We start from the raw sequence: 26,154 nt of genomic DNA, 5'->3' as shown, positions 1-26,154 counted from the left end.
GGGGTAGAGTCACTTCAACATTGCAGCAACGCACCGGCGTCCGAAACGTTCCCGGTGGAATCCTGTTTTTTCGCCGCCCGAATGCCTCGCGGTCGGATGCGGTCCAGCCGGTCAGGCGACCGCGGCAGGGGGCCGTGCTTCGGCCGCACCGGCGGCCTCGTCGCCGGCCTCTTCCTGCAGGAAGCCGCCCGACTGGCGTTCCCACAGCCGGGCATAGTGGCCGCCGAGCGCGATCAGTTCGGCATGCGAACCCTGCTCGACGATCTGCCCCTTCTCCAGGATGACCAGCCTGTCCATGCGGGCGATGGTCGAAAGCCGATGCGCGATGGCGATCACGGTCTTGCCACGCATCAGATCCTCCAGGCTCGACTGGATCGCCGCCTCGACTTCCGAATCGAGCGCCGAGGTCGCCTCGTCGAGGATCAGGATCGGCGCGTTCTTGAGGATGACGCGCGCGATGGCGATGCGCTGGCGCTGGCCGCCGGACAGCTTCACGCCGCGCTCGCCGACATGGGCGTCGTAGCCCTTGCGCCCGCGCCAGTCCTCCAGGCCGAGGATGAACTCGTGCGCATGGGCAAGCCGGGCGGCCGCCATCACCTCGTCGACGGTCGCATCCGGCCTTCCGTAGCGGATATTGTCGAGGATCGAGCGGTGCAGCAGCGAGGTGTCCTGCGTCACCACCGAGATCTGCTCGCGCAACGAATCCTGCGTCGCGAGTGCGATATCCTGGCCGTCGATCAGGATGCGACCGGCTTCGACGTCGTAGAAGCGCAAGAGCAGGTTGACGAGGGTCGACTTGCCGGCGCCCGACCGGCCGACCAGGCCGATCTTCTCGCCCGGCTTCACCGAGAGGCTCAGTTCCTCGATCACGCCGCCGGTGCGGCCGTAGTGGAACGCGATCCGGTCGAACCGGATCGCACCGGCCGGCACCGTGATCGGGCGCGCATCGGGCCGGTCGGTCAGGCCGTGCGGCACCGCGATGGTCTCCATGCCCTCGTGGACGGTGCCGAACTGCTCGAAGATCTGCGTGACCTCGTAGGCGACGCGACCGGAGATGCCGGAGATCTGCAGGGTCAGCGGCAGCACGGTGGCGATCGTCTCGATCCCGACCGTGCCCTTCGACCACAGCCACAGCGCCAGCGCGCCGGTGGCCACGATCAGGAAGCCGGACAGCACGGCGAGCGAACCCGACAGCACCGTGAACCAGCGCATCTGGATCAGCATGCGTTCGGTGTGCCAGTCGACCGATTCGCGCACATAGGCGTCCTCGTGGGCGGCGCGCGCGAACAGCTTGACGGTGGCGATGTTGGTGTAGCTGTCGACGATGCGGCCGACCAGGCCGGAGCGCGCGAAGGCGATCGCCTTGGAGGCCTCGCGCACGCGCGGCACCAGATAGGCGAGCATGCCGACATAGCCGGCGGTCCACAGCCCGATCGGGATCAAGAGCCACGGATCCGCCGCCCCCATGATCACGCCGGCGGCGAGCCCGAGCGCGACCAGATACCAGACCACCGAGATCATCGACACGGCGCTGGCGCGCAGCGCGTAGCCGGTCTCCATCACGCGGCTGCCGATGCGGCCGGCGAAGTCGTTCTGGAAGAAGCTCAGATTCTGCCGGACCACATGCCAATGGCTCTGCCAGCGCACCAGGTTGGTCAGGCCCGGAAAGATCGCCTGATGCTGGATCAGGCCCTGCAGCAGCAGCACGAGCGGCCGGACGACCAGGATGACGGCCGCCATGCCGATGAGCGTCGGCAGCATGGCGCCGAACATCTGCTCGCGCTCCAGCGTCGAGATCATGTGGACGGTGCGGCCGATGAACACCGGCACGGCTGCGTCGACGGCGGCCTGGGCGAGGCCGGTCACGATCAGGGCTGCGAACAGCCCGCGCACCTGGCGGATGAAGAACCAGTAGAAGGGCAGCAGCCCGCGCGGCGGCGCCCCGGCGGCGCCGGCCCCGGTGGGCCGGACGATCGATTCGAACAGACGGAACATGGCCGGATCCCGGACGGGCGCGCCGAGCGGATCCTCGGTGCTGGATTGGACGGTGCTGGATTGGACAGTTCTGAAGCGAACCGTCCAGCTAGTCGCCGACCATGACCGTCCTGTGGCGGGAGCCTCCCGGTGGGGGCGCGGCCCGTCTGCAATTCCGGACGGTCAGGCCGCCTTGCGCGCCTTCGGCTTGATCAGCTTGCGGTTGATCAGGACTTCGGCGATCTGGACCGCGTTGAGCGCGGCGCCCTTGCGCAGGTTGTCGGAGACGATCCACATCGACAGGCCGTTCTCGACGGTCGCGTCCTCGCGGATGCGGCTGATATAGGTCGCGTCCTCGCCGGCCGCCTCGTAGGGCGTGATGTAGCCACCCGGCTCGCGCTTGTCGATGACCAGGCAACCCGGCGCCTCGCGCAGGATGTCGGTCGCCTCTTCGGCCGAGATCGGCTGTTCGAACTCGATGTTGACCGCCTCGGCATGGGAGATGAACACCGGCACGCGCACGCAGGTCGCGGTCAGCTTGATGCGCGGGTCGAGGATCTTCTTGGTCTCGACCATCATCTTCCACTCTTCCTTCGTGTACCCGTCCTCCATGAACACGTCGATATGGGGGATCAGGTTGAAGGCGATCCGCTTCGGGAACTTTTGCGGTTCGATCGGGTCGGTGACGAAGACGGCGCGGGTCTGGGTGAACAGCTCGTCCATGGCGTCCTTGCCGGCGCCGGAGACGGACTGGTAGGTGGCGACCACCACGCGCTTGATCCGCGCCACGTCATGCAGCGGCTTCAGCGCGACGACCAGCTGGGCGGTCGAGCAGTTCGGGTTGGCGATGATGTTCTTCTTGGTGAAGCCGACGATGGCGTCCGCATTCACCTCCGGCACGATCAGCGGCACCTCGGCGTCGTAGCGCCAGGCCGAGGAATTGTCGATCACGACGCAGCCCTGCTGGCCGATCCGCGGCGACCATTCCTTGGAGACCGAGCCGCCGGCCGACATCAGGCAGATGTCGGTGTCGGAGAAGTCGTAGTTGTCGAGCACCTTGGTCTTGAGCGTCTTGTCGCCGAAGGAGACCTCGGTGCCGAGCGAACGCGGGGAGGCGAGCGCCACGACCTCGTCGGCCGGGAAGCCGCGCTCGGCGAGGATGTCCAGCATTTCCCGACCCACATTGCCCGTGGCGCCGACGACAGCGACCTTGTAGCCCATGACTTGAACCTCGGATTTCGGTTTGGCTCCCCCGGTCCTCCCGGTCCGACAGCGCGGACCTCTTGAGGTGCCCTGTCACCCCGCCGGGGAAGGGCATCGGGGGGAAAGGACGCGTCTAGCCGACGGCTTTCGCCGTGGTCATCGTGCCGGTCGTGGTTTTGGGCATGCCCGCGACGCGCGCCGACGCCGCGCCGGAACGGGCCGGGCGGAGGGTCATGGCGAGGATGGTGTCGACGGACGGCATGGCGAAATGAAATCCCACGACGCGGAGCGGTCGTCCGCGCGCGGCCGAAAAGCCCGAATTTCCAGAAAAAGTCAAGACCGCCCGGCCCCGCCGACCCCCCGACTTGAGGCCAGGGCGGGCTCGATTCCGGCGCTTCCCGCGGCGAGCCGCCGATTGAAACCGGAAGCCAGGATGGTGACCAGCGTCAGCGTCGCCATGAAGGCGAGGCCCAGCATCGCGTCGGGAGCGATCGCGACGGCGCGACCGATCGTGATCCGGACGACGAACACGACCAGGAACAGGATCGGCACATGCAGGGCGTAGAGCGCGTAGGACAGGCGCCCGGCCCACAGGACCGGGCCGCGCAATGCGCCGTCGAGGTCGGTTTCAGCCGCCCCCGCGACCAATACCGGAAAGATCAGCGCGACCGCGATCAGGTCGTAGACCGGCCGCAGTCCCGGTGCCACCGGACTGGCGAAGACGGCCAGCGCGGACAGGGCGATCAGCGCGCCGCCGGTTTCAAGGCGCGGCAGACGGCCGGCCTGAAACAACCGGTAGAGCAGCATGCCGGCGGCATAGCCGAAGGCGATTCGATAGGTGGCAAGCGCGAAGGTCTCGCGGTTGGCTCCGAGATCGAGCGACCCCATCCCGAACGCAATCCCGACGAGACCGGCGAGGCCGATCCCGAGCCCGATCCGAAGCCGCGTCGCCGGGATCGACCAGAGCACGTGGCCGTGCAGCCAATAGGCCAGAGCTTCGAGGATCAGCGACCAGAAGACCGGATTGAGCGGGACCACCATCGTCTCGCGGACGTCCGGTACCCCCAGCATCGAGACGGCCAGTTCCGAGACGGCCTTGGTCGCCGCCCGGCCGGGCTCCGCCGCAGCGAGTGCCTTGGCGAGTTCGATCGAGAAACCGAGCGCCAGGCCGAGCGCGAAGAGCGGATAGAGTCGCCGCAGCCGGGCGCGCAGAAATCCCCGTGTCGAACCGGTCGCCTCGATCATGCGGCTCAAGGCGTGCGAATTCACGAAGCCCGATATGATGAAGAACAGGTCGACCGCCAGATAGCCGCTTTCCATCAGCGGCCCGCCGACCAGATAGTTGTTCATGTGAAGCAAGACAACTGAGATTGCGGCAACACCACGAAGAGCATCCAGAACTTCGAAACGAATTCGTTTTCGGTATGGCATACGTCGAATTCCATATACGATCGCGTCGTGAGTCATAGTGGTCTCGGATTCCTATCTTTCACGCTAAGATGCCTGTTACATCATCATTCGAATATTTCTGGAAATGTTGATGCAATTCAATGCTACCTCCCGGGTCCTGCGGATCCTCAACGGGGTCTTGCCGGACAAGGAAGCCATCATGCCGATCGACCGTCTTCTCAAGCGCGCCTTGCTGGTCATCGCCCTCATCGGGCTCGTCGCCGGATCGATCGCGGCTCTGGCCGGTGCGTCCGGCTGGGCGCGCATCCTGTGGGGCGTCGGCACCGTGCCGGTCATTGCCGGGCTCGCCTACTCGATCCTGCGCGACTTCCTGGACGGCCGCGTCGGCGTCGACGCGGTCGCGCTCCTGTCCATGAGCACGGCGGTCGCGATGGGCGAAACCCTGGCCGGCGCCGTCGTGGCGCTGATGTATGCCGGCGGCAACCTCCTCGAGGACTTCGCCATCGGGCGGGCCGAGCGCGAACTGTCCGCGCTCGCCGACCGCGCGCCGCGCTTCGCCCATCGCCGGCAGGGCGACGAGGTGGTCGACATTCCGGTCGGCGAGGTGGCGGTCGGGGATCGCCTGATGGTCAGGGCCGGCGAGGTCCTGCCGGTCGACGGGATCGCGCCGGACGGTGCCGTGATCGTCGACGAGGCCGCGCTGACCGGCGAGCCGATCCCGAACCGGCGCGAGCCCGGCGAAAAGTTGCACAGCGGCACCGTCAATGCCGGCGACAGCTTCGAGATGGTGGCGGGCGCGACCGCCGGCGCCTCGACCTATGCCGGCATCCTGCGCATGGTCTCGGCGGCTCAATCGGCCAAGGCCCCCTTCGTGCGCATGGCCGACCGCTACGCCCTGGCCTTCCTGCCCTTCACGGTGCTGCTCGCCGGCGGCGCCTGGTTCCTGTCCGGCGACCCTGTCCGTGCGCTGGCCGTGCTGGTCGCCGCGACGCCCTGTCCGCTGATCCTCGCCGCGCCGGTCGCTTTCGTCTCCGGCGTCAGCCGGGCCGCCGGCCGCGGCATCCTGGTCAAGGGTGGCGGACCGCTGGAGCGGCTCGCACGCACGCGCACGGTGATGTTCGACAAGACCGGAACGCTGACCGTCGGCGGCGCCCGCCTGATCGGCATCGAGACGGCATCCGGAGCGGACGCCGATACCGTTCTGCGCGCCGCAGCTTCGCTCGAACAGGCCTCCCATCATGTCGTCGCCGGCGCCATCGTCGATGCCGCGCGAATGCGCGGGCTCGCCCTCGACATGCCGACCGATGTCCGCGAGTCGCAAGGCGCGGGCCTCGAAGGGCTCGTCGGCGACCGGCGCGTGCGTGCCGGGGCGGCCAGCCTGGTCTTCGCCGGCCGTACGTCTCCCGATTGGGCGGCGCGCGCCCAGCGGCGCGCCTCATGGCGGTCGGCCCTGTCGGTCTTCGTCGCTGTCGACGATGTGCCGATCGGCGCGATCCTGCTCGCCGACGAACTGAAATCCGATGCCCCGCATGCGATCCGTGCGCTGCGCGAAGCCGGTGTCGCCCGTATCGTCATGGTCACCGGCGACCGCGCCGATGCCGCCGAGACCATCGGGGCCGCGCTCGATATCGATGCCGTGCTGGCCGACCGGGTTCCGGCCGACAAGGTCGACGCTGTCAAGACCGAGCAGCGCATCGCCCCGACCCTGATGGTCGGCGACGGCATCAACGATGCGCCCGCGCTCGCCGCCGCCGATGTCGGCATCGCCATGGGGGCGCGCGGCGCCTCGGCCTCCTCGGAGGCCGCCGACGTGGTGGTTCTGGTCGACCGGCTCGATCGGGTCGCCGAGGCGGTAGCGATCGCCCGTCGCACGCGCCGCATCGCGCTCGAAAGCATCCTGGTCGGCATGGGTCTGTCGGTCGTCGCCATGCTGGCGGCGGCGCTGGGCTGGCTGACCCCGGTCGCCGGCGCGCTGGTCCAGGAGGCGATCGACCTGGCGGTGATCCTGAATGCGCTGCGGGCGCTCGGCGCTCCGTTCGGCAGCGGCCGGCGCCGGCTCGCCGAGTCGGCCCGCGAGACGCTGCACCGCGATCATGCCGCGCTCGCCGGCGCCCTCGACCGACTGCGCGACATCGCCGATGCGCTCGACGAGGCGAGCCCGGCCGATGGTGCGACCCTGGTCCGCGAGGCCAGTGCGCTGGTCGCCACCAAGGTCGTGGCCCACGAACGCGACGACGAGACCCGGGTCTATCCGATGCTGCGCGGCGTGCTCCCCGACGGCCCCGGCCTCGCCGCCATGAGCCGCGCCCATCGCGAGATCCTGCATCTCGCCCGCCTGCTAGAGCGCCTCGCCGGCAGCCTGGATCCAGGCATCACCGACCACTGGGTCCTGCGCGACGCCCAGCGCGCCATCGAAGCCATCGAAGCCCTGGTCCGCATCCACTCCGCCCAGGAAGAGGACATCTACGACCACGCGGCGTAAACCGTTACCGCATCGGGAAATCTGCGAACTGGCGGCGGACCTCGCCGCGGCCGACCAGTTTCGAGAAGGTCCGATAGTCGCCGTGCTGGCGCTGCCACCGCCCTGCCGCTATGGCCGGATGCACGCCGGCGGCGGCCGCGATGGCGATCATGTCCCGGGCCTTGGCGGTGGGGCCGATTTTGCCGGCAGTCCATATGTCAGGAGGAATCAAGCTGTTCGTGGCGAGCTCGTCGGCCTCCCGCTCGATCGCATCAGCATCGGGCAGCGAAAGATCGTCCAGGATCATCCGGCGATTCGGCGAGAGATGCAGCCGGATATGGGCGAGCTCGTGCATCAGGGTGAACCAGAAATTGTCGATCCGGTCATATCGGAGCGTCAGACCGACGATGGGGGCTTCGGCCGGCCCGAGCAGTGCCGCGCCATCCAGGCGGGTTGCCGGCAGATGGGGCAGAACGACCAGTGCGATGCCAAGTCCGGCCAGCGCGGTTCCGACGCGGGCAGGGCCATCGTCGTGGCGGCTGAGCCGAGCGATCTCGCGCAGGTTCCGCTCGGTCGGGCGGGGGGCTGTGAGCGGTGCCCAACCGGTCCGTCCGGCCTGATGGATCACGGCCGCACACCAGGCCTGTAGGGCGAGTGGATCGCTCTGCGGATTGGTCCGGGATGCCGCGCCGCGTCGGAACAGGACAGGACTTGCGCTGCCGCCGAAGGCGCGCGCGATAAACTGATCCAGCGCGTCGCCATCCCGCATCAGCCCGCGCTCGACCAGCCAGCGCACCGTCTTCCCGGAGCGCCGGCCCGACCCGGTCCGGGATGGCGGCGCGGAGGAGGCGATCAGGCTTTCAAGCGGGATGCCGAGATGTCGGTTGAGGCCGCGGACCATATCCATGGTCAGCGGGCGCAGGCCGTGAAGGATCTCCGATACGCGCGAGCGACCGCCGAGGATCGGTTCGAGATCCTTCGGTTTCAAACCGCCCTGCTCCATCCGGAAGCGGATCGCCTCGGCGGGGGACGGGGCATCGATGCGGTGATGGTCCGCCTCGTAGCGCTCGATCAAGGTTGTCAGCACGTCGAGCTCGTCGGCATCCGGGCTTTCCGGCGCTGCATCCATCAGGGCGGCGACCCGAGCGAGCGCCGTATCGTAGTCGATCTCGCTGCGGATCGGCCTAATGTTCATTCCTGCCTCCTCCGCCTACGGTCCGAACGTCGATGTCGTCATACTCTGCGTGAGTTCCAACAAATTTTACCAGAACGATCTGCAGGCCGTAATTGACGTGAACGACGAGGCGATACTTGTTGCCGGCGATATTGAATACAACGCGGTTATCGGCAACGATGCTGGCCGATGCGAATGTTCGCTTGATCTCGGCCGGACCGTGCCAAGAAGCCTTTGCGGCTTCATGGAACCATGCCTTGAGCGGCTGTTCCGCATCCGACCGGCCGGGCCGCTCCCAGAATTCCTGCAACGTGCGCTTGGCAATGACACGCATGAAATGGTCGGTCCGAATCGATCTGTCAAGTGAATGTTCCCAATATGGGAGCAATCATGCATCCTGTCGAGCAACGCCAGGCGCACCACACCCTGGCACGTCGCGTTCCGCGATCGTCATCTCAAGCGAGCGCGGTTGATCCTGCAACGGTCCTGTGCAGGCGGACGTCTGGCACGGGTGCTGCCGAGGCGGGATAGTCACGGCGCCCAACGTTCAATCGGAGACGAGGCCATGACGGACTGGCAGCCGGAACTCTATGCGCGCTATGGCGACGAGCGTCTGCAGCCGGTGCTCGATCTGCTGGCGCGGGTGCCGCTCGATCGGCCGGCTCGGATCGTCGATCTCGGTTGCGGGGCCGGCGCCTCGACCGAGCCGCTGGTGCGGCGCTGGCCGGAGGCCGAAGTGCTCGGCCTCGACACCTCGCCGGCCATGCTGGCGGCGGCGCGGAAGAAGCTGCCCGGCGTCGCCTTCGTCGAAGCCGATCTCGCCGTCTGGGAGCCGGAGGCGCCGGTCGACCTGATCTTCGCCAATGCGGTGCTGCAATGGGTGCCGGATCTCGAGCGCGTGCTGCCGCGGCTGATGGGCCTCCTGGCGTCGGGCGGGGTGCTCGCCGTGCAGATGCCGCGCAATCTGGAGGAGCCGAGCCACGCGCTGATGCGCAGGATCGCGGCCGAACCGGCCTTTGCCGATCGGCTGGCGAAGGCGTCGGCGAGCCGCCCCGGCCTGCCGCCGGCCGAGACCTTCTACGACTGGCTCTGCCCCCATGCGGCGGATGTCCAGGTCTGGCTGACGACCTACCACCATCCGCTCGCCGACGCCGCCGCGATCGTCGAGATGGTCTCCTCGACCGGCCTGAAGCCCTATCTCGACGCGCTGCCGCCGCCGCTCGCCGCCGACTACCGCGCGCGCTACACGGCGGCCGTCGCCGAGGCCTACCCGCCGCGCGCCGACGGCCGCGTCCTGTTCCGCTTCCCGCGCCTGTTCCTGGTCGCCCGGCGCTGACGCGCCGCGACGGCTTCGTTGATCTTTCTCAAATCCTCAGCGCCGCGGCTCCGGCACAGTGGCGCAACGGCCGGTCGTTGCGACCGATTCCGAACGGTCGCACGTGGCCCTCGCATCCGGCCGGTCCTGCGGGGAGGAGTGGAAATGCCCAGTGTCAACGATGCCGTGCGACGAAACGCCTTCCTGGCCACGGTGATCGGCTGGTGGCGCCAGCGGCGGCTGGACGGCCGGCCCGGCGCGCTCGGTGAGGCCGACGAGGTCGAACTGTTGCGGCTGGCCGCCGAAACCGGGTTGAGCCGCGGCGATCTCGAGATCCTGGCCGCGCAGGGCGAATTCGCCGGCGGCCTGATGCAGCGAATGCTCGCCTCGCATCACATTTCGGCGCTCGATCTGGCGACCGCGCGCCCGCAGCTCTACGACCGCATGGCGCTGCATTGCGCCGAATGCCGCGAGAAGGATCGCTGCCGGCACGAACTCGATGCCGGCACGGCCGCCGCCCATGCCCCGGACTTCTGCCCCAACGCGGACATGATCCGCAATCTGGCCGTCCAGGGGCTCAATTCCTGACTTCGAACCCTGTCCCGATCGTGTCGACGGCCGATCCGCCGACATGGATCTCGAAGCGGCCCGGTTCGACGATGTGGCGGCCGTCGTCTTGATGGAAGCCGAAGGCCTCGACCGGGACCCGGAAGGTGACCCGCTCGGTCGCGCCGGCCGCGATCGCGACCTTGCGGAAGGCCTTCAGTTCACGCACTGGCCGGCTCTTCGAGGCGACCGGATCGCGCATATAGAGCTGCACCACCTCGCGGCCGGCACGCGGCCCGGTATTGGTCACCGAGACCGAGGCCTCCACGGTATCGCCGGGCTTCAGGACATGCTCGGCGAGCCTCAGATCCGCATAGGCGAAGCGCGTGTAGGTCAGGCCGTAGCCGAAGGGGAACAGCGGCGTGACCTCCTCGTCGATATATTTCGACGAATAGTGGTCGCCGGTCGGCGGCCGTCCGGTCGGCAGGTGATTGTAATAGAGGGGGATCTGGCCGACCGCGCGCGGCATGGTCATCGGCAGGCGCCCGGTCGGGGCGGCCTCGCCGAGCAGCACCTCCGCCAACGCCGCGCCGCCCATGGTGCCCGGCGACCAGGCATAGAGGATCGCCGGCACATGCTCCGCCGCCCAGCCGATGGTCATCGGCCGGCCGCCGAACACCACCAGCACGACCGGCTTGCCGGTCGCCGCGATCGCCTCCAGCAGCGCCTGCTGCCGGTTGGGCAGGCCGAGCTGCGTGCGCGACGTGCCCTCCGCCGTCATCCACCACGGCTCGCCGAGCGCAACCACCACCGTGTCGGCCGCGCGCGCGGCCGCGACCGCTTCCGCGAAGCCTTCCTCGGAGCGGCAGGCCGGGTCGCAGCCGGCCGCATAGGTGAGCTCGAAAGCACCGGCCGCCGCCTTGGCCTTCAGGGCGGCGGCGAGCGTGACGGCATCGTCCTGGCGGCCGTTGGCGCCCCAGGAACCCATATGGTCGGCCGGCGAGGCGGCGATGCCGCCGATCAGCGCGATGCGCCGGCCGCGCGGGGCGAGCGGCAGCAGGTCGCGGTCGTTCTTCAGGAGCACGAAGGAGGCGATTGCGGCCGCCTTGGCGGCCTCGCGCGCGGCGGGCGTCAGCATCTGCGCCTCGGCCGCCGCCGGGTCGGGGTCCGGCCGGTCGAACAGGCCCATGCGGACCTTCACCCGCAGCACGCGGCGGACCGCGTCGTCGATCCGCGCCTGCGGCACCCGGCCGGCCGCGACCTCGTCGGCGAGATTCTCCTTGAACATGTCGCCGGCCATCTCGACATCGAGACCGGCCAGGATGGCGCGCCGGGCGGCCTCGGCGGGCGAGCCGGCATGGCCGTGGTTCATCAGCTCCCAGACCGAATCCCAGTCGGAGATGACGAAGCCGTCAAAGCCCCATTCGCCCTTGAGGATGGTCTGCAGCGTCCAGGGATTGGCGGTCGCCGGCGTGCCGTTGAGGGCGTTGAAGGCGGCCATGATGCTCTGGCTGCCGGCCTCGACCCCGGCCCGGAAGGCCGGCAGGTAGATGTCGCGCATCGTGCCGGGCGAGATCTCGGTGGTGTTGTAGTCGCGCCCGGCTTCGGCGGCGCCATAGCCGGCATAGTGCTTGAGCGAGGCCATGATGCCGCCCTTCAGGAAGCCGCGCACCTGGGCGGCCGCCATGGCAGCGCCGAGCACCGGGTCCTCGCCCGGTCCCTCGACCACCCGGCCCCAGCGCGGATCGCGCGTGAGATCGACCATCGGGGCGAGCGTCCAGTGCAGACCCGCCGCATGGGCCTCGCGGCCGGCCCAGGCCGAGGCCTCTTCGACGAGGTCGGGCTCGAAGCTGGCGGCCAGCGCGATCGGCACCGGGAACAGGGTGCGGAAGCCGTGGATGACGTTGTCGGCGAGCAGGATGGGGATGCCGAGCCGTGACGACCGCGCCGCCTGCTGGATGCGTGCGGTCTCGTGCGGGTCCTCGGCATTGGTCAGCGAGCCGATCTCGCCCCGGCTGGCCTGGCCGAGATCGAAATCCGGCGACCAGCCGCCCTGGCGCAGCTGGCCGATCTTTTCGGCGAGCGTCATCCGCGCCAGGAGATCGTCGATGCGCCGCTCCACGGCCGGATCGATCCCGAACGGGCGCGCCACCTCGGCCGCCACGGCGGGCCGGCCGGCCGCCAGGATGCCGAGCGCCACGCAACACGCCGTTCCGATCCGCCGCCAGGCCGCCATGCACCGATCCTCCGTCCGTCCCTCGCGGTCGGACGAAGACCCCATGGCGGCCGGAAAATCAAGCGCCCGATGCGGCTTGAGACCGGGGGCCAAGATCCGCTGGTTCGCCCCGCCATGTCGGAACGCGTCGAATGCCATGGGGCGGCCGTCAGTGTGCGACGGGTCCGGTTGCCGCGATCGGCATCGATCTCTCGACGGATCCCCGGCCGCAGCGGAGCGAAGTGCCGGGGCCTCCTCGCGTCTCAACGTGCCGCACCGCGTCAAATCCATGGGCGAGTGTGAGGCTGCCGCGGCGCGAGTAGGTCCCGGATCGGCGGCCCTGACGGGCCTTGTCCGGGATTGCGGTTTCGGGGCTGGCCGAGACGGCCGGCGCGTGTTGCGATGCCATCCGGGCCGCGGCTAGGCCGCGGCGAGGTCTCCGATCAGGCCGGCGGCGACGGCGAATCGGCTGACGCTGGTGGCGTCGGCGCCGGTGATCTCGGCGACCGCGCCCAGCGTGCGCGCGACCTCCTGGCCGTGGCGGGCGAGCCATCCGTCGAGGCCGCCGTCGCCCGCCAGGGCCGCCGCGGCGATGCCGCGATGGGCATCCGCGAGCAGGCCGCGCGCGCGGTCGAGCGCGAGGGCGTCGTAATAGTCGGCGACCGGGATGCGGCGCGACAGTTCGAACAGCCGCAGGATGCGGAACCGTTCGGCGACCCCGATGAAGGCGGACGCCGCCTCGTCGAGGCTGGCGCGCGTCCGCTCGGCGACCAGCACCACGTCCGGCACCGCGGCGACCAGCGGCAGGGCGGCGATCGACGCGGCGAGGCCCTCCGGCACGCCTGCAGCCACGAAGGCGGCCGCGCGCTGGCGTGCCGAATCCGCCAGGCTCGCCGGCATGCGGGCGGTCGGATCGCTGCCGAACGCCTCGATGCCGGGCCGGAAGCGGGCGATCAACGCGCCCGGATCGGAGCCCGGCGCGGTGTTGCGCAAGAGCCAGACCATGGCGCCGATCAGGCTGTCCTGCACGGCGCCATAGAGATCGAGCTGCACTGACCCGGCGATCCGTCCGTCCAGGGCGTCGATGGCGCGGTCGAGTGCGTCCAGGCCGAAGATGCTGCGTGCGGCGACGAAGACGCGCGCGATCGCCGCCGGCTCGGCGCCGGTCTGGTCGGCGATGCGGGTGATCAGGCTGGCGCCGCCGCCGTCGATCATCGCATTGGCGAGCCGGGTCGCGACGATCTCGCGATGCAGCCGGTGCCCGGCGATCTCGCTGCCATAGGCCTCGCGCATCCGGCTCGGGAAATAGGCGGCGAGCTCGCCCGCCACTGCCGGATCGTCCGGCATGGTGCTGTCGAGCAGGTCTTCCTTCAACGCCAGCTTGGCATAGGCGAGCAGCACGCCGATTTCGGCCCGCGTCAGCGGTTGGCCGGCCTTCTCGCGCCGCGCCAGTTCGGCGTCGTCGGGCAGGAACTCGACCGCGCGGTTGAGCCGTCCGGCACGCTCCAGCGACTGCATCAGCCGGCGCTGGTAGCCGAAATCCTCGAAGCCGCGCCGCTCGGACAGGCTGATCGAGAGCGTCTGCCGGTAGTTGTTGGCGAGCACCAGCCCGGCCACTTCGTCGGTCATCGAGGCGAGCAGCGCGTTCCGGCTGGCGAGGTCGAGCCGGCCGCGGCGCACGGCCTGGCCGAGTGCGATCTTGATGTTCACCTCCACGTCGGAGGAATTGACGCCGGCCGAGTTGTCGATCGCGTCGGAATTGCAGTGCCCGCCCTTCAGCGCATAGGCGATGCGGGCGCGCTGCGTGACACCCAGATTGGCACCCTCGCCGATCACCCGGGCGCGGACCTCGCCGGCCGTGACCCGGATGGCGTCGTTGGCCTTGTCGCCGGCCGCCGCGTCGCTCTCGTCGGCGGCGCGGATGTACGTGCCGATGCCGCCGAACCACAACAGGTCGACCGGCAGGGTCAGGATGGCGCGCATCACGGTCTGCGGCGTCGGGCGGAGGTCCGTGATGCCGAGCAGGGCGCGCGCCTCCGGCGACAGCTCGACCGCCTTGGCGTTGCGCGGATGGATGCCGCCGCCGGGCGACAGCAGCGCATGGTCGTAGTCCTGCCAGCTCGACCGCGGCATTTCGAACAACCGCTTGCGTTCGGCGAAGCTCGTCGCCGGATCCGGATCGGGATCGATGAAGATGTCGCGATGGTCGAAGGCGGCGACCAGTCGGATGGTCGGGGCGAGCAGCATGCCGTTGCCGAACACGTCGCCCGACATGTCGCCGACGCCGGCGACCGTGAAGGGCGTCGTCATGATGTCGACGTTCATCTCGCGGAAATGCCGCTTCACGGCTTCGAACGCGCCGCGCGCGGTGATGCCCATCTTCTTGTGGTCGTAGCCGGCCGACCCGCCGGACGCGAAGGCGTCGCCGAGCCAGAAGCCGTGCGCCTCGGCGATGCCGTTGGCGGTGTCCGAGAAGGTCGCCGTACCCTTGTCGGCGGCGACCACCAGATAGGGGTCATCGCCCTCGTGACGCACCACCATGGCGGGGGGCTCGACGGTGCCGTCCGGGTCCAGATTGTCGGTGACGGTGAGGAGCGTTGCCACGAAGGTCTTGTAGGCGGCGGTGCCCTCGGCGAGCCAGGCGTCGCGCGCCATGCCGGGCTTCAAGGCCTTGGGCACGAAACCGCCCTTGGCGCCGACCGGCACGATGACGGCATTCTTGACCTGCTGCGCCTTGACCAGGCCGAGCACCTCGGTGCGGAAATCCTGCGGCCGGTCCGACCAGCGCAGGCCGCCGCGCGCCACCTTGCCGAAGCGCAGGTGGACGCCCTCGACGCGCGGCCCGTAGACCCAGATCTCGCGGAACGGCTTCGGCTCCGGCATGGCGGTGACGGAGCGGCTGTCGATCTTGAACGCGAAGGTGTCGCGCGGCAGGCCGTCGGCGCCGAGCTGGTAGAGGTTGGTGCGCACCACGGCCCCCACCAGATTGAGCAGGCGGCGCAGGATGGTGTCGTCGTCGAGGCTGGAGACCGCCTCCAGCCGCTCCTCGATCTCGCGCTGCACGGTCGCCTCGGCGATCGCCCGGTCGCCGCCGGCCTCGAGCCCGAAGCGTACGGCGATCAGGCGCGCCAGCCCGGCCGCGATGGTCGGTTCGCGCACCAGCGCGCCGGACATGTAGTCGAGCGGGTAGGGGATGCCGATCTGGCGCAGGTAGCGGGCGAGCGCCCGCAGGACCGCGATCTCGCGCCAGCCGAGGCCGGCGGCGAGCCCGAGCGCGTTGAAGCCGTCATTCTCGACCGCCCCGTACCAGACCGCCAGGAACAGCGCCTCGATGCGGTCCTCGTCGGCCGGGTCGATGCCGTCGCCGCCGCCGGCGGCGCGGGCCAGCGTCATGTCGTGCAAATAGGCCGCCGCCGCGCCGGCCGGCTCGATCCGGTAGGTGCGTTCGTCGATGACGCGCAGGCCCATATTCTCCAGGACCGGCACCCGGTCGGACAGCGGCACCGGCGCCTCCAGGCTGTAGAGCTTGAGGCCGATCGGCCCGGTGCCGTCGTCAGGCCGGCGGTGGAACGCGATGGCGACGCGGCGCTCCGGCGTCAGCCGCTCCAGCATGCCGATGTCGTCCACCGCCGCGGCCGGCTCGGTCGCCTCCCGGTAGGCGGCGCCGAAGGCGGTGCGATAGCGCAGCGCCAGCCGCTCGGCCGGCTCGGCGGCGTTGCGGCCGTGCAGCGCCGCCGCCAGGCCGTCGGCCCAGGTACGCACGATCGCCGCGACCGCCTGTTCGAGCGCCTCCTGGCCAATCTCCGGCGTGGCGCCCTCGTAGCGGCCGACGATGAAATGGACCCGGGCGAGCGAGCCCTCCGGGAAGGCCGGCTGCCAGTTGACGACCCGGCCGGCGAAGGCCCGTTCCAGATACTCGCCAATGCGCACGCGGATGTCGGTCGAGTAGCGCTCGCGCGGCACGTAGACGAGCACCGACACGAAGCGGTCGAGCGTGTCGCGTCGGGCGAGCACGCGCACGCGCGGGTGCTCGTCCAGCGCCATGATCTGTAGCGCGAAGTCGTAGAGCGAGCGCTCGTCGATCTGGAACAGCTCGTCGCGCGGATAGGATTCCAGGACGTTGGTCAGAGCCTTGCCGGAATGCCCGGTTGGGTCGAAGCCGGCCTGGGCGAGCGTCCGGTCGACCTTGCGCCGGACATACGGGATGGTCCGGGTCGAGCGCGTATAGGCGGTCGAGGTGAACAGGCCGACCAGGCGCAGTTCGCCCGACAGCGCGCCGTCCTCGCCATAGAGCTTGAGGCTGATCGCATCCATGTGGACGCGGCGATGGATGCGCGAGCGCAGGTTGGCCTTGGTGACCAGGAGCGCGCGGGTGGAGCGCAGGAAGTCGCGCAGTTCCACCGAACTGTTCAGCGCCGCCTCGCCGCGGCGGAACACCTTCAGCGCCTCGTTGCGCAGGACGCCGAGGCCGGAGCCCTCCAGCCGCTCGATGCGGGCCGTGCCGTCGACCGGCCGGTTGGCATACTCGCGCAGGCCCAGGAAGGTGAAGTTGTCGTCGCGCAGCCATTGCAGGAACTGCAGCGCCTCGGCGGTCTCCTCGACGGGGAGCGGCGGCGGGCTGGTGCGGTAGGCCGCGATGGCGGCGTCGACCCGGGCCAGCATCACGCGCCAGTCGGTGACGGCGGCGCGCACGTCGGCGAGCGTGGCATCGAGCCGCTCGGCGAGCGCCGCGCGCTCGGCCTCCGATGCGATCCGGTCGACATGGATATGGATCAGGCTTTCCCGGCTTTCGCCCTCGAAGGGCACCTCGGCGCCCTTGAAGGCTTCGAGCCGGCCGGTCGAGTCGCGCCGGACCGTGACGATCGGATGCAGCACGAGGCGGATGCCGAGGCTCGAATCGGTCAGCTCGCCCATCACGGAATCGACCAGGAACGGCATGTTGTCGTTCAGGATCTCGATGATCGTGATCGCCGAGAAGGCGGCCCCGGACGCCGCGTCCGGATTGGCGACGGTGATGCGCGGGCGGCCGAGGCGGCGTTCGCCCAGCCGCTCCCAGCTGCCGCTCGCCAAGACGGCGAGATCGACCGGGTCGTAGGGGGCGAGATCCTCGGCCGGGCCGCGGCCGAAAAGGAGATCGGCGAAGCGGGCGAGGTCGTCCTGGCCGTCCCGCGCCAGATGCTCCACCGCGAGCCTTGCCGGCCCGTCTTTCGCCACCGCCACGCGATCCTGCATGCTGTCCTCCCCCGACCTTCGGGTCGGTTCCTTCTGCGCCCATGGTGTGCACGAATGAACCGCCGCGCCTAGTCTGGCAGCCTGATGGAGACCGTTCGATGTCAAAGCCTGCGAAAAAGTCGGTCCCGAAGCCCGAGAAGGCGACCGTGCCGGCTTCGGGAGCGCTGCCGCGGCAGGATCGCGCCGCCGACGGCAAGCCCGAGGGCCCGGTCATGCTCGACCTGCCGGCCGCCGATCTCGATGCCGAGACGGCCGCCTATTTCCAGAAATGCATGGAGAAGCTCGGCTTCATCCCGAACGTGCTGGCCGCCTATGCGCACGATCTCGCCAAGCTGAAGGCCTTCGCGGCGATGTATAACGACCTGATGCTGGCGCCCTCGGGGCTCAGCAAGCTTGAACGGGAAATGATCGCCGTGGTCGTGTCGAGCGCGAACCGCTGCTACTACTGCCTGGCCGCGCATGGCGCCGCCGTGCGGCAACTGTCCGGCGATCCGGTGCTTGGCGAACTGATGGTCATGAACTATCGCGCGGCGCGGCTGCCGGCGCGCCATGTCGCCATGCTCGATTTCGCCTGGAAGCTGACCGAGATGCCCCATGCAGTCGTCGACGCCGACCGCGCCGCCCTGACGGCGGCGGGCTTCTCCGATCGCGACATCTGGGACATCGTCGCGGTGACCGGCTTCTTCAACATGTCGAACCGGATCGGCATCGGCACCGACATGCGTCCGAATGCCGAATATCACGCCCAGGCGCGTTGACGGGTTGAAACTTCCGCGCCCGAGCGGCAGCAGGGGCGCCATCCGACGGATGCCGGTCGCATCCGTCGGATGGTCGTCGTCAAGGAAGGGCGCGGTCCGACGCCGTCCGTCGGCCCGCCGGTCTCATTCCGCCGCTTCGGTCTTCTTGGCGGCGGCCGCGCGGTCGATCGCCTCCTGGATCAGGCGGCCGGCTTCCTGCTCGTCACCCCAGGAGACGACCTTGACCCACTTGCCGGGCTCCAGATCCTTGTAGTGCTCGAAGAAGTGCTGGATCTGCTCGATCGTGATCGAGGGCAGGTCCGCATAGGACTTCACCTTGTCGTAGCGCTTGGTCAGCTTAGACGAGGGCACCGCCAGGATCTTCTCGTCGCCGCCGGCCTCGTCCTGCATGTGCAGCACGCCGATCGGGCGGCAGTTGATCACCGCGCCGGGCACGATCTCGCGCGTGTTGCAGACGATCACGTCGATCGGGTCGCCGTCGTCCGACAGGGTGTGGGGGACGAAGCCGTAGTTCCCGGGATAGCGCATCGAGGTGTAGAGGAAGCGATCGACGAACAGGGTGCCGGAGGCCTTGTCCATCTCGTATTTGATGGGCTCGCCGCCGATCGGAACCTCGATGATCACGTTGATGTCGTGCGGCGGGTTCTTGCCGACCGGGATGGCGTCGATACGCATGTCGTCGTCTCCTCGCGGGCGGCTGTCCGCCCGGTTCGCTTGGCGCCGGCCGCATCCGTCGCGGCCGCAGTCGGCCGTTCCTACTGCATTGCAGCATGAAACGAAAGGCGACCTTGGCATGATGATCGGGCCGGCAACCCGTCACGTCGTGGCGACATCCGGACGGCCATCCGTGCGCCCGATCCCGTCAGGGGGCCGGCCAGCCGAACACGACGACGGGCAGCGAGCGGTCGCCGATCCGTTCCGACGTCTCGGCTGCCTGCACGCCGCCCAGGCGCCGGTAGAAGCCTTGCGCCATCTCGTTGTCGCGCAGGACCCGCACCGCGAAGCTCTTGAACCCGTAGCGCTTCAGTTCGTCGCGTGCGGCCTCGAACAGTGGCCGGCCGAATCCCAGGCCCTGATATTCCGGCTTCATGTAGATCTCGTAGACCTCGCCGGCGAAGGGCAGCATGCGCATCCGGCTCGGCCCGATGGTCGCGTAGCCGCAGATGCGTCCGCCGACCTCGATCACCAGGATGGCGGCCCGGCGTTCTACCGCCTTCGCCCACCAGGCCGGTCCGCGGCGCGCAACCATGCGTTCCAGGTTGCCGCCCGGAATGATGCCGCCATAGGCGAGGCGCCAGGCCTCGTCGTGAATGCCGGCGATGGCTTCCGCATCTTTCGCGGTCGCCCGCCGGACACCGATCTGTCCAAGTCTCATGGAACGAAGCGTATCCGTGTCCGCGCCGCGGCGGAAGAGGGAACATGTCGGGACCTGGGCCGCGCCTGCATTGTGGCTGGCCGGCCGGACCTTCGCTAGATTGATCGCCTGTCGCCGGAGGAGAGGATCCGATGCCGAAACACCTTGCCGTCGCAATCGCGGCCTGCACGCTCGTCCTGGCGGCCGGCACGGTCACAGCGGCCGAGAACGCCTTCACGGATCTCGATCTGAAGGGCTGCGCGGTCACCGACAGCGCTCCGCCCGACGGCGACGAGAACGGCAAGCCAGAGCCCTATGCCTGGCGCTGCAAGGGCTACGGCAGCTGGAACGTGTTCGTTGCCGAAGGCGACCTGCGGGCCGGCGTGGCCTTCAGCCGCGCGCGCCGCTTCGAGGACGACTACCACTACTTTCCGAAATTCTCGGTGACCGGCCCGAAGGTCGAGTGGCGCGGCCCGCGCCGCGGCAACGCGATCGTGCCGGAATCGGCCATTTTCCGGTATATCTGGGGTGTCGACGGTCGCAAGGGCTCGGTCCTGGCGATCGTCCGCCTCGGCCGCGACGCGACCGATACCTGCGTGTTCGGCTATGTCGACGCGGTCGCCAATCCGGACGCCAACGCTTTGGCTGCGCGCGTCGCCGACGAGGAGGCTGCCCGCTGGGTCTGCTACGGCAATTCCCCGAAATGGTACGGCAAGGTCGGCGAGGATTTCCGGTAACCGCCCCTCTGCGGGCCTGATCGCGCGTCGCCGGTCTGGCCCCTTGCGTCCTGCGGAAGATGCCGATGCTCAGGAACGCTTAAATCGTTTCATTCGTCTCCGAAATGACTGAAACGATTGAAGTAAGCTCTGCGTATCGCGCAGGTCTGACGTCAAGTCGCGCCTGTAACGATGCGTTTGCGAAGACCCTATATTGGGATCGTCATCGACACCAAGATCGAACGGAAGCGCTGCAGGACCCGAGGGCTCGCCACTCACCATGGAGGCCGTCATGCGTCCCGTCTGGAAGTCGATCCGCCGTACCCTGTCCGAAATCAACGACGTTCTGGCCGATGCCCAGCAGATGCGCCGGGAAGCCCGCCGTCGTTATGGCCGTCTGGCCGACGAGACCTGATCGGGTCCGGACCTGAAGTCCACACGAAAAGGCCGCGGCGTCGATCCGACCCGCGGCCTTCGTGTTTTCAGGATTCGCGCGCCGATCAAGCCCGGCCGAGGAGCCGGGCAGGGCGATGACTGGCAGGCTCAGCCGGCTTCGCGCAGGCGCTCCTGGCGCTTGCGGTCGTTCGGGTCGAGATGGGTCTTGCGCAGGCGGATCGACTTCGGCGTGACCTCGACCAGCTCGTCGTCCTGGATCCAGGCGAGCGAGCGCTCGAGCGTCATCCGGATCGGCGGGGTCAGGCGCACGGCTTCGTCCTTGCCGGCGGCGCGGATGTTGGTCAGCTTCTTGCCCTTGAGCACGTTGACCTCAAGATCGTTCTCGCGGGTGTGTTCGCCGACGATCATGCCCTGATAGACCTTCCAGCCGGGCTCGATCATCATCGGGCCGCGATCCTCGAGGTTCCACATCGCGTAGGCGACCGCCTCGCCGGCATCGTTGGAGATCAGCACGCCGTTGCGGCGGCCGGGCAGGTCGCCCTTGAACGGCGCATAGGCGTGGAACAGGCGGTTCATGATCGCCGTGCCGCGCGTGTCGGTCATCAGTTCCGACTGGTAGCCGATCAGGCCGCGGGTCGGCGCATAGAACACGAGACGCTGGCGGTTGCCGCCCGAGGGCCGCATCTCGATCATGTCGGCCTTGCGCTCGCTCATCTTCTGAACGACGACGCCGGCATGCTCCTCGTCCACGTCGATCAGCACTTCCTCGATCGGCTCGAGCAGTTCGTCGGTCGCCTCGTCGCGCTTCATCACCACGCGCGGACGGGAGACGGCCAGTTCGAAGCCCTCGCGGCGCATGGTCTCGATCAGCACGGCGAGTTGCAGCTCGCCGCGGCCGGAAACGAAGAACGAGTCCTTGTCCTCGGATTCCTCGATCTTCAGCGCGACGTTGCCCTCGGCCTCCTTGAGGAGACGGTCGCGGATGACGCGGCTGGTGACCTTGTCGCCCTCGGTGCCGGCGAGCGGGCTGTCGTTGACGATGAACGACATGGTCACGGTCGGCGGGTCGATCGGCTGCGCCGGCAGCGGAGTGTCGACCGAGAGGTCGCAGAAGGTGTCGGCGACGGTGCCCTTGGTCAGGCCCGCGATGGCGACGATGTCGCCGGCCTCGCCGAGCTCGATCGGGGTGCGCTCGATGCCGCGGAAGGCCAGGATCTTCGAGATGCGGCCCTGCTCCAGCATCTGGCCGTCGCGGGTCAGCACCTTGATCGACTGGTTCGGCTTGATGGTGCCGGACGAGATGCGGCCGGTTATGATGCGGCCGAGGAAGGGGTTGGCCTCCAGGATGGTGCCGATCATCCGGAACGGACCCTCTTCGACGGTCGGCTCGGGAACGTGCTGCAGCACCAGGTCGAACAGCGGCGCCATGCCGTTGCCCTGATCGCCGTCGGGGCTCAGCGCCATCCAGCCGTTGCGGCCGGAGCCGTAGAGGATCGGGAAGTCGAGCTGCTCGTCGGTCGCGTCGAGCGCGGCGAACAGGTCGAACACCTCGTTGACGACCTCCTGGATGCGGGCATCCGAGCGGTCGACCTTGTTGATCGCCACGATCGGGCGCAGGCCGACCTTGAGGGCCTTGCCGACCACGAACTTGGTCTGCGGCATCGGGCCTTCGGCGGCGTCGACCAGCACGATGGCGCCGTCGACCATGTTCAGGATGCGCTCCACCTCGCCGCCGAAATCGGCGTGGCCGGGGGTGTCGACGATGTTGATCCGGGTGTCCTTCCAGACGACCGAAGTCGCCTTGGCCAGGATGGTGATGCCGCGCTCCTTTTCGAGCTCGTTGGAATCCATCACGCGCTCGGCCACCCGCTGGTTCTCGCGGTAGGAGCCGGACTGCTTGAGCAGTTCGTCGACCAGTGTGGTCTTGCCGTGGTCGACATGGGCGATGATGGCGATGTTGCGCAGCTTCATGGAAATCCTTCGCCGCGGCACGCCCGTTGCTCCGGGCCCGTACCGCGTTCCTTCGAGGTCGTCGGTCGATCTGGGAATTTGGCGCTGTGCATAACCTTTTCCATGCTGCGCCGCAAGGCGAACCGCCGCGACAGTGAGGCCCGCTCCGCGTGACGCGGCGATGACGGCCGCTCCGATCGATCTCTCCCGGCTTCCGATCCGAACCCCGGGATCCCGCACCGGCACGCAGTCGAGCCATGCGGCGGTGCGGGATCGACAGGTCGTCTTGGGTCCATATATTAAGGCAGCCTGATCATCTGGAAACCGTCATGATATCCGAAATGCCCGCCGATCCCTCGATCGGCGCCCCACCGCAGCCCATATGCGGCCTTCCCGCTCCCGGCTCGGCCGAGGAATCCATCGCCGTCATCCTGTCCGACGTGACGCGCCTGTTCTGGCGGCGGCTCGAATGCGCCCTGAAGGCGGCCGGCTACGACTTCACCGCCGCGGAGGCCCGCACCCTGGTCAGCATCGCCCGCCTCGAAGGCGCACGACAGGCGGCGCTGGCCGAGACCATGCGCATCGAGCCGATGACGCTGGTCGGCTTTCTCGATCGCCTCGAGGCGCGCGGCCTGATCCGGCGCCTGCCCGATCCGGCCGACCGCCGCGCCAAGCTGATCCGCACCACGCCGGAAGCCGCCCCGACCGTGGCGCGGCTGATCGAGATCGGCGCGGCCGTCAAGGCCGAGGTCACCGCCGGTTTCGCCGAGAGCGAGGTCGACGCGCTGCGCGACCTCCTGCGCCGCATCCGTACCAATCTCGACGGTCTGGGAAGCGACCGGGGAGCCTCCGCCGCATGAACATGCCTTTCAAGCCTGCCGCCGCCGCCTCGATCCCCGAAGCCGAACCCGCGACGCCCGACCCGGTCTCCGCCGAGCCGCTCGCCGCGGCCGGCATGGCGGAGGCCGACGCGGCCCTGACGCCCTCGCTCGATCCGATCGCGGCAGACGCCGCCGCGGCCCCTCCGGCCATGTCGGCGAGCCGCACGGCGGTTCTCGGCGCCATCCTGGTCGCGCTCGGCCCGATCTCGATGGCGCTCTATACCCCGGCCATGCCGACGCTGGTCGCCGCCTTCGGCACCACGATCGCCACCGTCAAGCTGACCCTGACCGCCTATTTCACCGGCTTCGCGCTGGCCCAGCTGGTCTGCGGCCCGCTCTCGGACGCCTATGGCCGGCGGCCGGTGACGCTCGCCTTCATGCTGCTCTATCTCGTCGCCTCGGCGCTCGCCCTGTGGGCGCCGACGGTCGACATCCTGCTCGCCGCTCGCCTCTTGCAGGGGATCGGCGCTGCCGCCGGCGTCGCCATCGCGCGGGCCATCGTGCGCGACCTGTTCACCGGCCAGGATGCCGCCCGCATCATGAACACGATCGGCATCATGCTGGCGATCGGCCCGGCCCTGTCGCCGACGATCGGCGGCATCACGCTCGAACTGCTCGGCTGGCACGCCATCTTCGGCCTGATGGTGCTCTACGGCGCCGTGGTCATCGGCCTCGTCATGTTCGCCATGCCGGAGACCAACCGCCGGCCCGATCCCGCCCTGGTCCATCCGTTCCGGCTGATCGCCGTCTATGGCCGGCTGATCGTCGATCCGCGTTTCATCGTGCCGTCGACGGTGCTCGGCGCCGGCATCGGTGCACTCTACGCGCTCGGCACCATGCTGCCCTTCGTGCTGATCGACCGCGCCGGCCTGACGCCGACCCAGTTCGGCTTCGGCATGATGGCGCAGTCGCTGTCCTTCGCGGCCGGCGGCCTGATCATGCGCAAGCTCCTGATCCGCTTCGACGCCAACCGGCTGGTCATGCCCGGCATCCTGCTCGGCCTCGCCGCCGCGCTGGTGCTCGCCGTGCTGATGCGCAGCGTGCCGCCGACCTTCGTCACCGTGATGCTGCCGATCGGCGTCTACGCCTTCTCGCTCGCCCTGATCATGCCCGGCCCGTCGACCGGCGCGCTGGCGCCCTTCCCGCACATGGCCGGCGCCGCCGCGGCGCTACTCGGCTTCATGCAGATGGGCGGCGGCCTCCTCGGCAGCCTCGCGGCCGCCCTGTTCGGCGATCCCGTCACCGCCATCGGCACCATCCTGCCCGCCATGATGGCCATCGCGCTGGCCGCCGCCCTGCTGGCGCCGAAGGCGGGTCAGAGGACCCAGAGCTAGAGTGATTGTGTGCAGCTGCGGTAAGGAATTGCAACCATGGCGATTCCTTTTGCACGCAGGGTCTGTAGTCGCGGGGCGGCCATCGTGTTTCACTTGTGTGGAACCGTGAAGCCGGAGACGCCGTCATGACCGCTCGTCATTCAGACCAAGAAGCAGACCGGCTCGTCCGGCGCGCCGAAATCGCTGGCGAAGAGATCGGGCGCTTCTTGGCCGAGCGTCTGACGGGACAGGAATCCACTCGATTCAACCGGCCAAGCCAAGGACATACAGGACCGGCTTTCGCATCAGGAGAAACACAAAAATCAGCGACGCTAGAAAGGATAGAAGCGCGGTGGATTGCAGAACAATTGTAAGATACTGTCCGGGCTTTGATTTGTTTATTTCTTCATTCCAGATTTGTATATATTTGTCTCGTTGTTCAGTGAGATTCTTTTCAATGGAGCTGTGAATCTTCAATGAGGCATCGAGGTATTGCTCCTTGTTGTTGTAGTCGAAAACCAAACGCGGTGCTGCGAGAAGAAATACCATGTGGCTCAAGAACCAGAACAGGAAGAAAACGCCGTAAAATCGCGCTGCCCAAAGCAGCAGGGACGGATCGATTCGGTCGATCTCCGGCGCGGCATCAACTTCGAGTTTCGACTTCAGCGCCATCAGGGCAGATAGCAGAGCGAGCAATCCGAGAGCGGTCCGCTCGATGAACGGATCCCGGCAGAAGCGACGCAGGCGGATCCAGTTCAATTTGGAACTCACGTGTTGCGTCCAGCCGCTTTGGCGATTTCGCTCTGGAACGCCTTGTGTGCCGATCGCAAAATGATCATGCAGCTTGTTGTGCGCTTCCGATGGAAATCGGCGGCCTTCTCGCCGGGTTCGGCCGGATAGACCTCTTCCACCAAAGCCTTGGTGATCGGCCACAACGCATCTTCGCCTCGTGGCGAGATGAGATCTACGCAGCGAGTGGCACGTCCCCGGCCTTCCTCGGCAGTAAAGTTCGGATTGCGGTTGGCAATCGCGGACTTGATCTGCGGATTGATCGTCCTCTTGATCAGATCCTCAATATCATTGGAAATCCTGTCGAATTCTTCGTCTTGAATCACGCCGTGAAAACTGATTTTCGCTAGAAATCGATCCCGAATGGCGCCATCGAAATCCAAAGCAAGCTTGGCGCTTGCTGCGTCCGAATAGGCATCGTCATAGCTGAGGTCGAAAAATGATTGTGGAGGCAACAATTTCATGGG

The 26,154-nt window shown here is 68.3% G+C and carries 21 protein-coding genes; 8 read left to right on the top strand and 13 right to left on the bottom strand.

The window, feature by feature from the left end; all coding sequences use genetic code 11:
• Window positions 1–111 precede the first annotated feature (111 nt).
• The 4 genes from KL771_RS15215 to KL771_RS15200 all read right to left on the bottom strand — a co-directional run bounded on the left by KL771_RS15215 (window position 112) and on the right by KL771_RS15200 (window position 4,608).
• On the bottom strand, window positions 112–1,995 hold the full coding sequence (locus KL771_RS15215) for an ABC transporter ATP-binding protein (RefSeq protein WP_261969400.1): 1,884 nt from the start codon (window positions 1,993–1,995) through the stop codon (window positions 112–114).
• Window positions 1,996–2,157: 162 nt separating this feature from the next.
• Window positions 2,158–3,195 (bottom strand): aspartate-semialdehyde dehydrogenase, encoded by a 1,038-nt coding sequence (locus KL771_RS15210; protein ID WP_261969399.1) that lies wholly within the window; start codon window positions 3,193–3,195, stop codon window positions 2,158–2,160.
• Between the two features lie 115 nt (window positions 3,196–3,310).
• Entirely contained in the window at window positions 3,311–3,439 is a 129-nt protein-coding gene (locus tag KL771_RS15205) for a hypothetical protein (protein WP_261969398.1), read from the bottom strand.
• A gap of 71 nt (window positions 3,440–3,510) precedes the next feature.
• Window positions 3,511–4,608 (bottom strand): acyltransferase family protein, encoded by a 1,098-nt coding sequence (locus KL771_RS15200; RefSeq protein WP_261969397.1) that lies wholly within the window; start codon window positions 4,606–4,608, stop codon window positions 3,511–3,513.
• 178 nt (window positions 4,609–4,786) lie between these two features.
• Here KL771_RS15200 and KL771_RS15195 point away from each other — a divergent pair, with 178 nt between their 5' ends.
• Window positions 4,787–7,069 carry a heavy metal translocating P-type ATPase gene (locus KL771_RS15195; protein WP_261969396.1) on the top strand — a complete coding sequence of 761 codons (2,283 nt, stop codon included), beginning with the start codon at window positions 4,787–4,789 and terminating at the stop codon, window positions 7,067–7,069.
• Between the two features lie 4 nt (window positions 7,070–7,073).
• On the opposite strand, the gene KL771_RS28295 is transcribed toward KL771_RS15195, so the two are convergent.
• Window positions 7,074–8,243: an ImmA/IrrE family metallo-endopeptidase gene (locus tag KL771_RS28295; RefSeq protein WP_315901502.1), complete on the bottom strand. Its 1,170-nt coding sequence runs from the start codon at window positions 8,241–8,243 to the stop codon at window positions 7,074–7,076.
• The gene (locus KL771_RS15180; RefSeq protein WP_261969395.1) at window positions 8,233–8,556 is read right to left on the bottom strand and encodes a type II toxin-antitoxin system HigB family toxin; all 324 of its coding nucleotides are present in this window, start codon (window positions 8,554–8,556) and stop codon (window positions 8,233–8,235) included. The genes KL771_RS28295 and KL771_RS15180 overlap by 11 nt, the downstream gene beginning before the upstream one ends.
• Window positions 8,557–8,787: 231 nt before the next feature.
• Between KL771_RS15180 and tam the strand changes: the two genes are divergently transcribed.
• On the top strand, window positions 8,788–9,558 hold the full coding sequence (gene tam / locus KL771_RS15175) for a trans-aconitate 2-methyltransferase (RefSeq protein WP_261969394.1): 771 nt from the start codon (window positions 8,788–8,790) through the stop codon (window positions 9,556–9,558).
• Window positions 9,559–9,702: 144 nt separating this feature from the next.
• On the top strand, window positions 9,703–10,125 hold the full coding sequence (locus KL771_RS15170; protein WP_261969393.1) for a DUF6455 family protein: 423 nt from the start codon (window positions 9,703–9,705) through the stop codon (window positions 10,123–10,125).
• On the opposite strand, the gene KL771_RS15165 is transcribed toward KL771_RS15170, so the two are convergent.
• The gene (locus KL771_RS15165) at window positions 10,115–12,319 is read right to left on the bottom strand and encodes a glycoside hydrolase family 3 N-terminal domain-containing protein (protein ID WP_261969392.1); all 2,205 of its coding nucleotides are present in this window, start codon (window positions 12,317–12,319) and stop codon (window positions 10,115–10,117) included. The two genes, KL771_RS15170 and KL771_RS15165, sit on opposite strands and share 11 nt — an antisense overlap.
• 399 nt (window positions 12,320–12,718) lie before the next feature.
• The gene (locus KL771_RS15160) at window positions 12,719–17,530 is read right to left on the bottom strand and encodes an NAD-glutamate dehydrogenase (RefSeq protein ID WP_261969391.1); all 4,812 of its coding nucleotides are present in this window, start codon (window positions 17,528–17,530) and stop codon (window positions 12,719–12,721) included.
• A 212-nt stretch (window positions 17,531–17,742) separates the two neighbouring features.
• Here KL771_RS15160 and KL771_RS15155 point away from each other — a divergent pair, with 212 nt between their 5' ends.
• Window positions 17,743–18,288 (top strand): peroxidase-related enzyme, encoded by a 546-nt coding sequence (locus KL771_RS15155; protein WP_261969605.1) that lies wholly within the window; start codon window positions 17,743–17,745, stop codon window positions 18,286–18,288.
• Between the two features lie 123 nt (window positions 18,289–18,411).
• On the opposite strand, the gene ppa is transcribed toward KL771_RS15155, so the two are convergent.
• Window positions 18,412–18,963, bottom strand: coding sequence for an inorganic diphosphatase (ppa, locus tag KL771_RS15150; protein ID WP_054359232.1), 552 nt, complete (start codon window positions 18,961–18,963; stop codon window positions 18,412–18,414).
• A gap of 187 nt (window positions 18,964–19,150) precedes the next feature.
• Entirely contained in the window at window positions 19,151–19,663 is a 513-nt protein-coding gene (locus KL771_RS15145) for a GNAT family N-acetyltransferase (RefSeq protein ID WP_054359231.1), read from the bottom strand.
• A gap of 131 nt (window positions 19,664–19,794) precedes the next feature.
• On the opposite strand from KL771_RS15145, the gene KL771_RS15140 reads away from it, so the two are divergent.
• Window positions 19,795–20,379 (top strand): hypothetical protein, encoded by a 585-nt coding sequence (locus tag KL771_RS15140; protein WP_261969390.1) that lies wholly within the window; start codon window positions 19,795–19,797, stop codon window positions 20,377–20,379.
• A gap of 271 nt (window positions 20,380–20,650) precedes the next feature.
• Window positions 20,651–20,773 (top strand): hypothetical protein, encoded by a 123-nt coding sequence (locus tag KL771_RS15135; protein WP_261969389.1) that lies wholly within the window; start codon window positions 20,651–20,653, stop codon window positions 20,771–20,773.
• Window positions 20,774–20,901: 128 nt separating this feature from the next.
• Here the strand turns inward: KL771_RS15135 and typA are convergent, their stop codons facing one another.
• Entirely contained in the window at window positions 20,902–22,725 is a 1,824-nt protein-coding gene (gene typA, locus KL771_RS15130) for a translational GTPase TypA (RefSeq protein ID WP_261969388.1), read from the bottom strand.
• Window positions 22,726–23,033: 308 nt separating this feature from the next.
• Between typA and KL771_RS15125 the strand changes: the two genes are divergently transcribed.
• Window positions 23,034–23,564, top strand: coding sequence for a MarR family winged helix-turn-helix transcriptional regulator (locus KL771_RS15125; RefSeq protein ID WP_261969387.1), 531 nt, complete (start codon window positions 23,034–23,036; stop codon window positions 23,562–23,564).
• Complete coding sequence (locus tag KL771_RS15120) at window positions 23,561–24,919, top strand: multidrug effflux MFS transporter (protein WP_261969386.1); 1,359 nt, start codon at window positions 23,561–23,563, stop codon at window positions 24,917–24,919. Before KL771_RS15125 ends, KL771_RS15120 begins: the two co-directional genes overlap by 4 nt.
• Window positions 24,920–25,162: 243 nt before the next feature.
• Here the strand turns inward: KL771_RS15120 and KL771_RS15115 are convergent, their stop codons facing one another.
• Both KL771_RS15115 and KL771_RS15110 read right to left on the bottom strand, forming a co-directional pair.
• Window positions 25,163–25,657, bottom strand: coding sequence for a hypothetical protein (locus KL771_RS15115; protein WP_261969385.1), 495 nt, complete (start codon window positions 25,655–25,657; stop codon window positions 25,163–25,165).
• 8 nt (window positions 25,658–25,665) lie between these two features.
• A complete protein-coding gene (locus KL771_RS15110) occupies window positions 25,666–26,151 on the bottom strand; it encodes a hypothetical protein (protein WP_261969384.1) in 486 nt (161 codons plus the stop codon).
• Window positions 26,152–26,154 lie beyond the last annotated feature (3 nt).

It is taken from the genome of Prosthecodimorpha staleyi (genome assembly GCF_018729455.1).
Classification (GTDB): domain Bacteria; phylum Pseudomonadota; class Alphaproteobacteria; order Rhizobiales; family Ancalomicrobiaceae; genus Prosthecodimorpha; species Prosthecodimorpha staleyi.
This window is presented reverse-complemented; position numbering and strand designations above follow the sequence as displayed.